11 protein-coding genes and 1 tRNA gene are annotated in these 13,346 nt (G+C 74.2%); 6 read left to right on the top strand and 6 right to left on the bottom strand.

Annotated elements, in window-relative coordinates; all coding sequences use genetic code 11:
* Positions 1 to 3: 3 nt before the first annotated feature.
* Positions 4 to 582 carry a GNAT family N-acetyltransferase gene (locus AC3D3D_RS04655; protein WP_463661320.1) on the bottom strand — a complete coding sequence of 193 codons (579 nt, stop codon included), beginning with the start codon at positions 580 to 582 and terminating at the stop codon, positions 4 to 6.
* A 100-nt stretch (positions 583 to 682) separates the two neighbouring features.
* On the opposite strand from AC3D3D_RS04655, the gene AC3D3D_RS04650 reads away from it, so the two are divergent.
* Together AC3D3D_RS04650 and AC3D3D_RS04645 are read left to right on the top strand one after the other, a co-directional pair.
* Positions 683 to 2,767, top strand: coding sequence for an ATP-dependent DNA helicase UvrD2 (locus tag AC3D3D_RS04650; RefSeq protein WP_463661321.1), 2,085 nt, complete (start codon positions 683 to 685; stop codon positions 2,765 to 2,767).
* A gap of 411 nt (positions 2,768 to 3,178) precedes the next feature.
* A complete protein-coding gene (locus AC3D3D_RS04645; RefSeq protein ID WP_463661322.1) occupies positions 3,179 to 3,526 on the top strand; it encodes a WhiB family transcriptional regulator in 348 nt (115 codons plus the stop codon).
* 2 nt (positions 3,527 to 3,528) lie between these two features.
* Here the strand turns inward: AC3D3D_RS04645 and AC3D3D_RS04640 are convergent, their stop codons facing one another.
* Together AC3D3D_RS04640 and AC3D3D_RS04635 are read right to left on the bottom strand one after the other, a co-directional pair.
* On the bottom strand, positions 3,529 to 4,584 hold the full coding sequence (locus AC3D3D_RS04640; RefSeq protein ID WP_488512456.1) for a thiamine biosynthesis protein ThiF: 1,056 nt from the start codon (positions 4,582 to 4,584) through the stop codon (positions 3,529 to 3,531).
* A gap of 138 nt (positions 4,585 to 4,722) precedes the next feature.
* Entirely contained in the window at positions 4,723 to 6,237 is a 1,515-nt protein-coding gene (locus AC3D3D_RS04635; RefSeq protein WP_463661324.1) for a zinc-dependent metalloprotease, read from the bottom strand.
* Positions 6,238 to 6,463: 226 nt separating this feature from the next.
* On the opposite strand from AC3D3D_RS04635, the gene AC3D3D_RS04630 reads away from it, so the two are divergent.
* Positions 6,464 to 7,663, top strand: a complete 1,200-nt coding sequence (locus AC3D3D_RS04630) for a YlbL family protein (RefSeq protein ID WP_463661325.1) — start codon at positions 6,464 to 6,466, stop codon at positions 7,661 to 7,663.
* Between the two features lie 21 nt (positions 7,664 to 7,684).
* Here AC3D3D_RS04630 and AC3D3D_RS04625 read toward each other — a convergent pair whose 3' ends face one another.
* On the bottom strand, positions 7,685 to 8,293 hold the full coding sequence (locus AC3D3D_RS04625; RefSeq protein ID WP_463661326.1) for a PPA1309 family protein: 609 nt from the start codon (positions 8,291 to 8,293) through the stop codon (positions 7,685 to 7,687).
* Positions 8,294 to 8,502: 209 nt separating this feature from the next.
* On the opposite strand from AC3D3D_RS04625, the gene AC3D3D_RS04620 reads away from it, so the two are divergent.
* On the top strand, positions 8,503 to 11,577 hold the full coding sequence (locus tag AC3D3D_RS04620; RefSeq protein ID WP_463661327.1) for a UPF0182 family membrane protein: 3,075 nt from the start codon (positions 8,503 to 8,505) through the stop codon (positions 11,575 to 11,577).
* 164 nt (positions 11,578 to 11,741) lie between these two features.
* Positions 11,742 to 11,818 (top strand) — tRNA-Met (locus AC3D3D_RS04615).
* 87 nt (positions 11,819 to 11,905) lie between these two features.
* Here AC3D3D_RS04615 and AC3D3D_RS04610 read toward each other — a convergent pair.
* Positions 11,906 to 12,382: an SRPBCC domain-containing protein gene (locus tag AC3D3D_RS04610; RefSeq protein WP_463661328.1), complete on the bottom strand. Its 477-nt coding sequence runs from the start codon at positions 12,380 to 12,382 to the stop codon at positions 11,906 to 11,908.
* Positions 12,383 to 12,398: 16 nt separating this feature from the next.
* Between AC3D3D_RS04610 and AC3D3D_RS04605 the strand changes: the two genes are divergently transcribed.
* Entirely contained in the window at positions 12,399 to 12,803 is a 405-nt protein-coding gene (locus AC3D3D_RS04605) for an ArsR/SmtB family transcription factor (RefSeq protein WP_463661329.1), read from the top strand.
* A gap of 25 nt (positions 12,804 to 12,828) precedes the next feature.
* Here the strand turns inward: AC3D3D_RS04605 and AC3D3D_RS04600 are convergent, their stop codons facing one another.
* Positions 12,829 to 13,344 (bottom strand): dihydrofolate reductase, encoded by a 516-nt coding sequence (locus AC3D3D_RS04600; RefSeq protein WP_463661330.1) that lies wholly within the window; start codon positions 13,342 to 13,344, stop codon positions 12,829 to 12,831.
* Positions 13,345 to 13,346: the final 2 nt, after the last annotated feature.

The following is a 13,346-nucleotide window of genomic DNA, read 5'->3' as shown; positions in this document are numbered from 1 at the left end:
CGCTCACCGTCGAGCGGCCCACTCCGTGGCCAGGAGCGCGTAGGACATGCCGTCGCGCCAGGTGCCGTCGCGATGGAGCGACTCGCCCAGGAACGTCCCCTCCAGGCGCAGGCCGACCTTCTCCATCACGCGACGGGTGGCGAGGTTCTCGGCGAAGCAGCCCGCCTCGATGCGCCGCACGCCGAGCGCGAAGGTGACGTCGATGAGCTCCGTGACGGCCTCGGTCGCGTACCCGCGCCCGTGGTGGGCCGGCGCGAGGCACCAGCCGAGCTCGGCCTGCGTCCCCCGCGCCCGCTCGCGCACCTCGGCCTGGCCCCAGGCGTCCTGGATGCGCACCATGAGGTCGCCGATGATCTCGCCGTCGCGCTCGACGACGAGCGTGGACCCGAGCTGCTCGACGAACGCCGCCGCGTGCTCCTCCGCGTCGCCGGGCAGCACCGACATCCAACGCCCGACCTCGGGCAGGCGCCGGTAGGCGAACACGGCGGGTGCGTCGGCGGCGACGGCGGGTCGGAGCTCGAGGCGCCGGGTGCGCCGAGGCCAGTCGAGGTCCGTCAGGGAGCGGGCGGGGGAGGAGTGCACCGCGTCAGGGTAGGTGCCCGGCGGCCCGGCCACCCGCGCGGGCGCGGGTCGTCCACAGCCCCGGGTCCGGGTGTCGGCCGGTCCTGAGACACTGGCCGCGATGTCCGCGCCGCATGACCAGATCCCCGCCCCTGACCCCGCCGAGCTCCTCGAGGCGCTCGACCCGGACCAGCGGGCGGTCGCCGAGCACCTCACCGGCCCGTTGTGCGTGCTCGCCGGCGCCGGCACCGGCAAGACCCGCGCGATCACCTACCGCATCGCGCACGGCGTGCGCGTCGGTACCTACGACCCCCGCCGCCTGCTGGCCGTCACCTTCACGGCCCGCGCCGCCGGCGAGCTGCGCTCCCGCCTGCGTGACCTGGGCGCCGGCGCCGTCCAGGCCCGGACCTTCCACTCCGCGGCGCTGCGCCAGCTGTCCTACTTCTGGCCGCGCGTCGTCGGCGGGCAGGTCCCGCAGATCGTCCCGCACAAGGCCTCCCTCGTCGCCGAGGCGGCCGGGCGCCTCGGCCTGGGGGCGGACCGGGTGACGGTGCGGGACCTCGCCGCCGAGGTCGAGTGGGCCAAGGTCTCCCTGGTCACCCCCGAGGACTACCCGCGGGCGGCGGCGCGCGGCGACCGCGACGAGGTCGGCGGCCACGACCGCGCCACCATCGCCCGGCTCCTCGAGCTCTACGAGTCGGTGAAGACCGACCGGGGTGTCATCGACTTCGAGGACGTCCTGCTGTCGATGGTCGCCATGCTCATCGAGCGCACCGACGTGCGCGACGAGGTGCGCGGTCAGTACAACCGCTTCGTCGTCGACGAGTACCAGGACGTCTCCCCGCTGCAGCAGCGGCTGCTCGACCTGTGGCTGGGGGAGAGCAAGGAGCTGTGCGTCGTCGGGGACGTCAGCCAGACGATCTACTCGTTCACCGGCGCCACCCCGCGCTTCCTCACCGAGTTCCCCAAGCGGTACCCGGGGGCGGCGGTCGTACGGCTCGTGCGCGACTACCGCTCCACGCCCCAGGTGGTGCGGGTGGCCAACGAGATCCTCGCCCGCGCCGGCAGCGACCGGGACCGCGCCGCCGTCGAGCTCGTCGCCCAGCGGCCCTCCTCGGTGCCGGTGCGCTACGAGACCTACGACGACGACGCCGCCGAGGCCGCCGGCGTCGCCCGCCGCATCGGCGAGCTGCGCGACGCCGGCGTGGCGCTGAGCGAGATCGCCGTCCTGTTCCGCACCAACGGCCAGTCCGAGGCCCTCGAGCAGGCGCTCGCCGAGCGCGGCATCGGCTACCTCCTGCGCGGCGGCGAGCGCTTCTTCTCGCGCCGGGAGGTCCGCGAGGCGATCGTCCTGCTGCGTGGCGCCGTGCGCACGATGGCCGACGCCGAGCTCGGCCCCACCGTCCGCGACCTGCTCTCGGGCGCCGGCTGGAGCCCCGAGCCGCCCGCCCAGCGCGGTGCGGCGCGCGAGCGCTGGGACGCGCTGGACTCCCTCGTCCAGCTCGCCGACGACCTCGCTGCCACCCGGCAGGCCGACATCGGCGCCTTCGTGGCCGAGCTCGACGAGCGGGCCTCGGCCCAGCACGCACCCACGGTCGAGGGCGTCACCCTGGCCTCCTTGCACGCGGCCAAGGGCCTGGAGTGGGACGCCGTCTTCCTCGTCGGCGTCTCCGAGGGGCTGCTGCCGATCTCCCACGCCGGCGACTACGCCGAGATCGCCGAGGAACGCCGCCTCCTCTACGTCGGCGTGACCCGCGCGCGCGAGCACCTCGAGCTCAGCTTTGCCCGCGCCCGGCAGGTCGGCGGGCGTGCGAGCCGGAAGCGCTCGCGGTTCCTCGACGGCATGTGGCCGGACGACGAGCGGGGCGGCCGCGGCCCGGCACGATCGGGGACCGGCAAGCGGGCGGCGGCCAAGGCACGGTCGGAGGCCTTCGCGACCGAGCACCCCGAGGCCGTCGAGCTCTTCGAACGCCTGCGCTCCTGGCGCACCGAGGTCGCCCGCCTGCGGGGCTGGCCCGCCTACACCGTGCTGCCCGACGCGACGCTGCAGGAGATCGCCGTCCAGCGGCCCGCGGACCTGCGCCAGCTCGGCCTCATCCGCGGGGTCGGGGCCACCAAGCTCGACCGGTTCGGCGGTCAGGTCCTCGCCGTCGTGCGTGGCGAGGAGGTCGACGCCGAGGAGTGGTTCGCCCGCACCGGACAGTGAGTCGGAGAGCGATTCGGGGAAGGTCGCAAAACTCGTCGTTAAATCCCTTGCCCCCTGCAAGCAGGCCGCCTACTGTCGCAGATGTCCGTGTTGAACGGGATCGGGTCTAGCCAGCCGTGACGATCCCCCGGGAGCGAATGTGGAGGTGAGACTCATGTGGAACTGCTTCGACACCGAGCCGACGATGGCCGGCGATGACTATGCGGCGGTGACCCCGCATGACCTCCGCATGGGCGATCGCCGGCCCCGCGCAGGGGACAGCTCTGTCCTCCTGCGCCCCCGAGGCGCCGCGCGAAGCATCGCGCACTCCCGTCCCGACCTGGGCTGACACGCTCCGCGTGCACCGTCGGGACCTCCCGACGGCCTCGTCGCCGTCCACCGCCGGACACCGACGCACTACCGGAGCACTTCATGACTACGCAGTCGACTGCGTACCACCGACCCTCCTCGACCACGACGACCCGGCCCGTCGTCGTGGGTATCCAGCGCCCCGCCGGCGCTGCCGCCCAGGACACGCCGGAGACGTCCCTGCCCTGCCTCTCCGCGGACGACCCCGACCTGTGGTTCGCCGAGCGGACCGCGGACGTCGAGGCGGCCAAGGCCGCGTGCGGACCCTGCCCGCTGCTCGACGCCTGCCTCGCCGGCGCGATCGAGCGGGAGGAGCCCTGGGGCGTGTGGGGCGGCCAGGTCTTCGTCGACGGCGTCGTCGTGGCCACCAAGCGGGGCCGTGGCCGTCCGCGCAAGAGCGAGGCGGCCTAGGCTCACCCGCCCACCGACGCCGGTCCGGACCCCCGCACCGGGTCCGGGCCGGCGCACCCGCACCCCGGGTGGACCGGCCACTCGCGTCGCAGCTCGCCGCCGTCGAGGTCGAGCTCGACGGACGCGCCCGTCAGCGGGTGCGGCTCGCCCGGGGCGTCCAGATGACCGAGCGCGGCGCGGGTCGCGCTCGCGGCCGCCCAGCTTGCCAGCGCGTAGGACTCGGCCGGGTCGGGGAGCACCCGCAGCTGGGTGGCGACCGCCGGCCAGGAGCGGTCGGCGTCCGCCCGCGCGAGGTCGAGGCACTGCGTGCACGGTCCGTGACCGGGCCGCACGAGCGGGCCGACGACGGTGCCGAGCTCTCCGACGACCACCACCAGGTGCGGCACGTCCTCCTGGGCGAGGCGCCTCAGCAGCACCGGGTCGACGACCCGGTGGGTGACGGCGACGACGAGGTCGGGCCGGGTCCCGGCCGGCGCCGTGACCCGCAGCCCCGGCACCGCCGCGCGCAGGTCCTCGGCGGCCCGCGTCGCCCGCGGATGACCGACGTCGATCCTCCGGTAGGGCAGGACGTCGGTGGACAGCACCGGCTGGGGGTCCGAGAGCAGGAGCGTGCCGACCCCGGCGGCCGCCAGACCGGCCGCCGTCAGCGCCCCCGTCCGGCCCAGCCCGGTGAGGGCGACCACCGCCGCGTCGCGCCCCGCCGGAGGCGCGAGACCGGCGAGCGCCGACCGCTCGTGCCACTGCGCGTCCCCGGTGGACCCGTCGCCGACCGGACGCCGGGCGATCTCCCGGCTGCCCGAGACGACGGAGCCCAGGTCGGTGACCGCGCCGGCGCCGGCCAGCAGCTCGACGAGCCGGTCGACCAGGGCCGCCTCGAGTCCCTCGGCGGCGCCGAGCCGGCGTAGGTCGGCGAGGGAGGGGGACCAGGTCAGGGCCTCGAGCAGTCGTTGCTCGGCCGGCGAGAGGTCGTCGAGCACCACCGCGCACCGTGGGTCGCTGCCCACCTGCGAGGAACCCGCACGGCGCCACAGCACGTCCAGCCCGGCCACCAGTCGCATCTCGACCACCCCCTTGGCCCGAGCGTGCCAACGATGAGGGTCGCCTCGCTGCGGTTGTCCCCAGGTGCCGGACCGGAGCCGGGATTCCCCGGCGACGCGCCGACCTCGACGTCGAGCCGCCCGCCGCGGAGATCCTGCTCAGGCTTGCTCGGGACCTGCGGGATCGTCGGAGTCGTCCGTACCCGACTCGTCCGCGCGAGCCTCGCCGTCGCCGTCGCCGTCGCCGTCGCCGTCGCCGACGTCCGTACCTGCGGCCGCGGCCGCGCCGTCCTCCTCGGCGAACAGCCCGGCGAGGAAGGAGTCGAGCTCGGAGGTCTCCTCCGCCGCCCTGTCCCGGCCGGCGGCGAAGCCCTCCGGGTCGGCGAGCTCCTCGGCGGTGGGCAGCACGTCCGGGTGCGACCACAGCTCGTCGCGCGCGCTCTGCCCCCGCTCGGCGCCGTAGAGCTCCCACAGCCGGGCGGCCTCGCGCAGGCTCCGCGGCCGCAGCTCGAGGCCGACGAGCGTGGAGAACGTCTGCTCGGCGGGCCCGCCGGCCGCGCGCCGGCGGCGCAGCATCTCCCGCAGCTGGACGGCGTGCGGCAGGTGCGGGGCCACCGCCTGCGCGGTGACCTCCTCGACCCAGCCCTCGACGAGCGCGAGCAGCGTGGCCAGGCGGCTGAGCGCGGCCTCCTGCTCGGGGGTGTTCTCCTGGTCGAAGACGCCGCCGGACATCGCGCCGCGCAGCGCCTCGGGATCGGTGGGGTCGACCGACTGCACGGCCTCCTCGATCTTCGTGGTGTCGATCGTGATGGCCCGCGCGTAGGCGCCCACCGCGTCCTCGACTCCGGATCGCAGCCACGGGGAGTGGGCGAACACGCGGGCGTGGGCGAGCTCGCGCACCGCGAGGAAGAGGCGCACCTCGTCCAGCGGGACGTCCAGGCCCTCGGCGAAGTCGGCCACGTTGGCCGGCACGAGCGCGGCGCCGGGCTCGGCGAGCAGCGGGACCGAGACGTCCGTGGTGCCCAGGGCCTCACGGGCCAGCGTCCCGACCGCCTGGCCGAGCTGCATCCCGTACACGGCCTGGCCGATCTGCCCGAGCAGGCCGCCCTCGCCGCCGAGCTGGGCGCCGAACGCCTTGAGCTCCTCGGGCGCGTCCTCGATCTGCCGGCCGATCGCGTCGGCCAGCGCCCGGGACATCGAGGCCGCCACGGGCTCGGCGAGGGTGCGGAAGGTCTCCAGCGTGCGGTCGACCCACTGCACCCGGCCCAGCGCCTCGCGCGGGCCGCCCGCCGGCGGGAGGTCGGTGGCGACGTCGAGCCAGAGGTCGGCGGCCTGCAGGGCGCCGCGCACGGCGTCGGCCTGCGCGGTGGACACCGACGGGTCACCGCCCGTGGCCGCCGTGCGGCGCGCGAGGTCGGTGGCCAGGCGCCAGTTGACGGGGCCACTGCCGTCGGGGCGCATCATCGCCTGGACCTGGGCGAACAGCGGGCCGAGCGCGGAGGCGTCGCCGGGCAGGCCGGCGGCCTGCCCCATGGCGGCCGGGTCCATGCCGGCCTGGCGCATGGCGCTGACCGCCTGCTCTGCGGCCTCGGGGCCCAGCATCGAGCGGAGCATCTCCTCCCAGCTGGTCCGGTCGCCGTCGTCGGGCTCGCGCGGGGCGGGGTCCTGGCTCATGGCACTCCTCGGCGTCGGTCGGGCTCCCAACGTAGTGCGCCCGCGGCCCGCGGTCGGGATCGGTTCGCCCACGGCGGAGCACGTCCCGACGGCGCAGCACCCACCCACCTCGGCGCACCCGTCGTCGGGGCCCACCGTCGGCCCCCGCACCCGCGGTGACGGGGACGACGGATGCTGCCCACCGCCGGGACCCGCGGAGCGGACGGGTGGGAGGCATGATGTCGGGGTGTCCCATCCCTACCGGCGCGACGAGACCGCGTCCCCCTCCGACCCGTACGAGCCGCCCGCGCACGGGACGGGCGCCCGGGAGGAGGACCCGGGCCGGGTCGTGCTCACCGCCCGCACGCTGACGCTGGCGATCTCCGGCGCCCTGTCGATGGTCCTGCTGCTGGTGCTCATGCTGCTCCCGCTGCCGTACGCCGTCGAGCGGCCCGGCCCCACCGTGGACACCCTCGGTGAGATGAACGACCACCCGCTCATCACCGTCGAGGGGGCGGAGACCTACGACACGAGCGGCGAGCTGCGCCTGACCACCGTCTCCACGCTCGGCGGGCCCGGCCACCCGGTCACCGCCGGGGACGTCATCCGGTCCTGGGTCCTGAGCTCGGAGGTCGTCGTTCCGAGGGAGGCGCTCTTCGCCCCCGCCGACACGCAGGAGCAGATCGCCGAGCGCGGCCAGGCCCAGATGCTCTCCTCGCAGACCAACGCAACCGTCGCCGCGCTGACCGAGCTCGGCTACGACGTGCCGATGACGCTCACCGTCTCGCAGGTCGCCGAGGGCTCGGGCGCCGCGGGCGAGGTCGAGGTCGACGACGTCATCACCGGCCTGGGCGTGCCCGGCGAGGAGGTCGTCGGGGTGGCCGACTACGGCGAGCTCGTCGGCATGCTCGCCGAGGTGGCGCCGGGTCAGACCGTCCAGCTGCAGGTCGAGCGCGACGGCGCCGAGGAGGTGCTCGACGTCGTCACCACCGCGCCGCCGGTGAACGCCGACGGGCAGCCCGTCCAGGAGGGTTCGCTGCTCGGCGTCGGGATCCTGCCCGACCCCGAGGTGCCGGTGGACATCGCCTTCGACATCGACCGCATCGGTGGCCCTTCGGCCGGGACGATGTTCGCCCTGGCCATCATCGACCTGCTCACCGAGGGTGAGCTGACCGGGGGCGAGGTCGTGGCCGGCACCGGGACCATGGACCTCGCCGGCCGCGTCGGCGCGATCGGCGGGATCCGGATGAAGATGGTCGGCGCGGCGGACGACGGCGCGGACTGGTTCCTCGCGCCCGCCGCCAACTGCGCCGAGACGATCGGCTACGAGCCCGACGGCCTGCGGGTCGTGCGGGTGGCCACCCTGGACGAGGCCCGCCACGCCGTCGAGGAGATCGCCGCGGGCCGCGGCGAGGACCTCCCCACCTGCGAGGCCGCCGAGGGCTGAGCCCGAGCCTGGACCCGCGGGTCAGCCCAGCGTCGCCGCGAGCGCGTGCACGAGGCCGGGCACGGCGTCGGGGGAGCCGGCCACCATGAGGTCCTCGTCGTTGGACCGCGTGCGCAGCGCGCACCACGACTCGCCCGAGCGCAGCACGCCCACCGCCATCCGCACGTCCTCGCGCGCCGGGTGCGCACGCAGCGAGGCCAGGGACTCCTCGGGGTCGGCGGGCAGCCCCGCCTCCGCCTCGGGCGGCACGACGATCCGCTCGACGACGATGGCCGCCCCCGCGACCTGCTCGGGCCAGGCCAGCTGTCCGAGGAGCTCCTCGAGGGTCTCGGACTCCGGCAGCCCCTCCTGCTCGACGGCGAAGAGGTGCTCGGGGTCCGAGCGCCCGGCCACCACCGCCTCGGCCCCCAGGGTGACCTCGATCGACGGGTCGGCCGCGAGCGCCTCGCCGGTGCGCACGAGCGCGGCGACGATGACGGGACCGTCCCAACCCACACGCGCGGCGTGCCGCTCGAGGTCGAGGACGGCGGCGCGCACCGCCGACTGCCGGGGGGAGGGTGCGGCGGGCGCCGCCGGGTCGGCGTCGTCGGGGGAGGGCCCCGGTGCGGCGGGGGTGAGCGGGTCGGTCATGGCACCATCCTCGCGCACCGCGAGGGGCGCGCACGCGCCGGTGGCGGCCACCGCCGTCGCCCCGGGCCCCGTGCGTGGGCTGCGCCACCGGAGAAGGACCGGACGCGGCGTCCGCGAAGGGCCCGCACCAATTACCCTGGAGTGGACCGCCGACAGGCGGCGGGCCCGACGTCGGGCCGATCGAACGACACTCCCGAGGTGCCTTCCGCGTGACCATCCCACCGATCTCCCGACCGGGCCGGCCACAGCGCCCGGGCTCGGGCTCCAGCAACAACGAGCGCACGGTCGGCACTCTCGCCCTGACGGTCATCGTCATCGGCGTGATCGCCGCCCTGGTGTTCGCCTTCGCCCAGGTCTGGACCGAGCTCGTTTGGTACCACCAGGTCGGCTACGAGGGAGTCGTCTACCGCGAGTGGGGCACCCGCGCGGTGCTGTTCCTCATCGGCCTCGTGGTCACCGCCGGCGTCGTGCTCGCGGCGCTGGAGATCGCCTACCGCTCGCGCAAGGTCTACGCACCGACGACGCCCGAGGAACGCAACCTCGACCGCTACCGCGGCATGATCGAGCCCCGGCGCCGCCTGTTGTTCGTGGCCGCGGCACTCCTCCCGGCGATCTTCGTGGGGCTGCGCCTGCAGGGCTCCTGGCGCGAGCTCATGCTCTGGTTCAACGCCCAGCCCTTCGGCGAGACGGACCCCGAGTTCGGCCTCGACATCGGCTTCTTCGTCTTCACCCTGCCCGCGCTGCGGGTGCTGCTCTCGGTGCTGCTGACGATCGTCGTCCTCGCGCTCGTGGCCACGGTCGTCGCCCAGTACCTCTACGGCGGGCTGTCGCTGGCGCGCAAGGAGGACCGGGTCTCGCGCGGGGCCCGTGTCCAGCTCGGTGTCCTCGCCGCGATCTTCACCCTGCTGCTGGGTGTCTCGTACTGGCTGGACCGGTACTCGCTGCTCGTGGGCAACAACCAGCGCTTCTCCGGCGCCTCCTACGCGGACATCAACGCCGCGCTGCCCGGTCGCGGGGTCATGGCGGCGATCGCGGTGCTGGTGGCCGTGATGTTCGTCGTCGCGGCCGTGCGCGGCACCTGGCGTCTGCCCGCGGCCGGCGTCGCGATGATGGTGGTGGCGGCCGTCGTCGTGGGCACCGCCTACCCGGCCGTGGTCCAGCGCTTCCAGGTCGACCCCAACGCCATCGAGGCCGAGTCGCCGTTCATCCAGCGCAACATCGAGGCCACACGGGCGGCCTACGGGCTCGGCGGCGTGCAGACGGAGGCCTACGAGCCGGTCACCGAGGTCGAGCGTGGCCAGCTGGGCCAGGACAGCCAGTCCACGACCCAGATCCGGCTCCTGGACCCCAACCTCGTCTCGCCGACCTTCGACCAGCTCCAGCAGATCCGCCAGTACTACGGCTTCGCCGACCAGCTGAGCGTCGACCGCTACGAGCTCGACGGCGAGATGCAGGACACCGTCATCTCCGTGCGCGAGGTCAACCACGCCGGCCTGAGCGACGAGCAGCGCACCTGGGTCAACGACCACACCGTCTACACCCACGGTTTCGGCGTGGTGGCGGCGCAGGGCAACTCCCTCGACACCGACGGGCGCCCGCTGTTCTTCCAGTCCGGGATCCCCTCGCGCGGCGCGCTGGGGGATTACGAGCCGCGCGTGTACTTCGGGCAGGACACCGACTTCTACTCCGTGGTCGGCGCCCCGGAGGGCACCGAGCCCTGGGAGCTGGACTACCCCTCGGACGACGCCCCCAACGGGCAGGTCAGCTCGACCTTCTCCGGCGACGGAGGTCCCTCGATCGGCAACTTCTTCGAGCGCGCGATGTTCGCCATGCGCTTCGGGGACGTCCAGCTGATGTTCTCCGACCGCGTGACCTCGGAGTCGCAGATCCTCTTCCACCGGGACCCGCACGAGCGCATCGCCCGCGTCGCCCCGTACCTCACGCTCGACTCGCGTGCCTACCCGGCGGTCGTGGACGACGACGACGACCCCGAGACGCCCTCGCGGCTGGTGTGGATCGTCGACGGGTACACGACGTCGAACGACTACCCCTACTCGGCGCGGGAGTCGCTCGAGGAGGCCACGGAGGACTCCCTGTCCGAGGGGCAGGCCGGCGTCGCGGGCACGGCGTACGTCCCCGAGCAGGTCAACTACATCCGCAACTCCGTCAAGGCCGTGGTCGACGCCTACGACGGCTCGGTGACGCTCTACGAGTGGGGCCAGGAGGACGAGGAGACGTCCGACCCGATCCTCGAGGCGTGGCAGTCGGTGTTCCCCGAGGCCGGCATCCAGCCGATCTCGGAGATGAGCGGTGACCTCATGGCGCACATGCGCTACCCCGAGGACCTGTTCAAGGTGCAGCGGACCCTGCTCTCGCAGTACCACGTCACCGATCCCTCGACCTTCTACTCCGGGTCGGACTTCTGGAACATCCCCACCGACCCGACCGCCTCGGGGGAGGGGGTCCAGCAGCCGCCGTTCTACCTCACCCTGCAGATGCCGGGCCAGGACGAGGCGACCTTCTCCCTGTCGACCGCCTACATCCCGGGTGGTGAGAACCCGAGGAACGTGCTGACCGGGTTCTTCGCCGTCGACTCCGAGACGGGCAACACCCCGGGGGAGGTGCGCGACGGATACGGGGAGCTGCGGATGATCGAGCTACCACGTGACTCGACCGTGCCCGGGCCCGGTCAGGTGCAGAACAACTTCAACTCCAACCCGGAGGTCTCCACCGAGCTCAACCTGCTGCGGACGGGTGGTTCGGACGTGCTGCTGGGCAACCTGCTCACCCTGCCGGTGGGTGAGGGCCTGCTCTACGTCCAGCCGGTGTACATCCAGTCCTCCGGCGGGACGGCCTACCCGACGCTGCAGCGCGTGCTCGTGGCCTTCGGCGACGAGATCGGGTTCGCCCCGACGCTGGACGAGGCCCTCGACCAGATCTTCGAGGGCGACTCCGGCGCGGCGACCAGCGAGGGTGCCGGTGTCGAGTCGCCGTCCGAGGGCGCGGAGCCCGAGGAGCCGACGGGCTCGGTCGAGGTCCCGGCGGGGGCGCAGCAGCAGCTGACCGACGCCCTGGCCGAGATGCGGGCCGCGATGGCCGAGTCCAACGAGGCCATGGCCGCGGGTGACTGGGCGGCGTACGGCGAGGCGCAGGACCGCCTGGCCGCGGCCGTCGAGGACGCCCTGGCCGCCGAGGCCGAGATCGCCGGCGTGACCGGGGAGGACCCGGTCGAGTCGCCGTCCGAGGCCCCCTCCGCGGAGGCCGAGGCGCCGGCAGGGCAGTAGCCGCACCGCACGGCGCACGACGGCGGGGCCCCGACCTTGGGTGGTCGGGGCCCCGCCGTCGTCGTGGAAAGGGGAGAGGCAGTGGTGATCGGGGCGAGCGTGAGGCGTCCCACGCCCACATCGGTTGAGACCCTGTTTCCCGTGTCGTAATCTTGAGGGGTCGCCGCGGGGTGGAGCAGTTCGGTAGCTCGCCGGGCTCATAACCCGGAGGTCGCAGGTTCGAATCCTGTCCCCGCTACCACGCGCAAGGCGCCACGAAGGCCCGGACCGAGAGGTCCGGGCCTTCGTCGTTCCCGAGGCCATTCCCGCTGTCGGGTACGGCGCTCACTCAGCGGTAGAAGCCCTCGCGCAGGTTGAGTCCGTGCTCGAGCCAGGCGCGCATGGCGTGGAGCATGCTCGTCCATCCCTCGCAGTTGTCGAAGGCCGCGCGGGCGCCGGCCTCGGTGGGCAGCCACGTGCCCTCGCTGATCGTCACCAGGGTGCGGGCGCCGTCGTCGATCGGTTCGAGCTCGAAGGTGGTGCGGGTCGTCCCGCCGGGAGCCGTGCCGTCGGCGGCCTCCCACTCGATGACGATGCGCCGCGGCGGGTCGGACTCGACGACGGTGACCGGGAACGGGCCCGGGAAGTCGGCGAACTCCCAGGTCACCTCGGTCCCGCCCGTGAGGCGCCCACGGGCGCCGCCGGTGGTGAAGTAGCGGGAGAGCTGGTCGGGGTCGGCGATGGCCTCGTAGACCTCGGCCGGCGGCCGGGCGACGCGCCCGGACACGGAGAAGGAGTAGGACGTGGGTTGGGTCTCGGTGGTCATGTGATAGTTTTACAACATGTTGGATCGGCATGACAAGGGGGATGAAGAGGTTCCCTCGGAAGGGTCGGACGAGGCTGCCGCCGTCGGTGACGGGGGTGAGGCCGGTGCGTGGTCGGACGCGGACGACGACCGCGTCTTCAAGGCTCTCGCCTCGCCGGTGCGCCGTCGGATGCTCGACGTGCTCAAGGACGGCGGGCGCTCGACCGGGGCGCTCGCCGAGGCGGTGCCCGAGCTCGACCGCACCACCGTCCTCCAGCACCTGCGGGTCCTCGAGCGGGCCGGGCTGGTGACGGGCCGCAAGGTCGGGCGCGAACGCCACCTCACTCTCGCCCCCATGCCGATCCGGCGCATCCACGACCGGTGGATCAGCGGTTACATGCGCGCCGCCGTCGACCTGCTCGACGAGCTCGGCGCGGGGTGAGGCCTCACGCCGGGAGCGGCGCGCGTCAGCGGCGGACCAGCTCCCGGAACCGGTACCGCGTCCCGGTGCGTGAGGTGAGCCAGCCGTCTGCCGGCTCCCGGGCGACCTCCACCCACTCGCCCTCCGCGAGCGCCGGTGCGCGCACGAGCGTCGGGTCCTCCCCGAGCACGACGTCGACGTCGGTCACCACCACGCGGCGCACGTGCGGCAGGGTCGCGGCGTAGACCTGCCCGCCGCCCATGACCCAGCCGTCCTGGCCGGCGAGGCGCAGCGCCTCGGCGAGGTCCGTCGTCGTGGTGGCTCCGGGGAAGCCGGCCGGATCGGCGGAGGTGAGCACGATGTTCGTCCGCCCCGGCAGCGGGCGGAACCGCTCGGGCAGGGAGAGCCATGTCCGCCGGCCCATCACGACGGCGTGGCCGCGGGTGACCTCCCGGAAGTGCGCGAGGTCCTCGGGCACGTGCCAGGGCATCGCGGTGCCGTCGCCGATGACGCCGTCGAGCGACTGCGCCCAGATCGCGCCCGGGCCGGCGGGCTCGGCCACGC

The organism is Georgenia sp. X1117, assembly GCF_057784635.1.
The sequence above is the reverse complement of the archived record's forward strand: the minus strand, read 5'-3'. Positions and strand labels throughout refer to the sequence as shown.

Bases quoted from the DNA above. Each gene is read 5' to 3' on its own strand.
- AC3D3D_RS04650 (WP_463661321.1), top strand. From the start codon at position 683: ATGTCCGCGCCGCATGACCAGATCCCCGCCCCTGACCCCGCCGAGCTC.
- AC3D3D_RS04645 (WP_463661322.1), top strand. From the start codon at position 3,179: ATGACTACGCAGTCGACTGCGTACCACCGACCCTCCTCGACCACGACG.
- AC3D3D_RS04640 (WP_488512456.1), bottom strand. From the start codon at position 4,584: ATGCGACTGGTGGCCGGGCTGGACGTGCTGTGGCGCCGTGCGGGTTCC.
- AC3D3D_RS04635 (WP_463661324.1), bottom strand. From the start codon at position 6,237: ATGAGCCAGGACCCCGCCCCGCGCGAGCCCGACGACGGCGACCGGACC.
- AC3D3D_RS04625 (WP_463661326.1), bottom strand. From the start codon at position 8,293: ATGACCGACCCGCTCACCCCCGCCGCACCGGGGCCCTCCCCCGACGAC.
- AC3D3D_RS04610 (WP_463661328.1), bottom strand. From the start codon at position 12,382: ATGACCACCGAGACCCAACCCACGTCCTACTCCTTCTCCGTGTCCGGG.
- AC3D3D_RS04605 (WP_463661329.1), top strand. From the start codon at position 12,399: ATGTTGGATCGGCATGACAAGGGGGATGAAGAGGTTCCCTCGGAAGGG.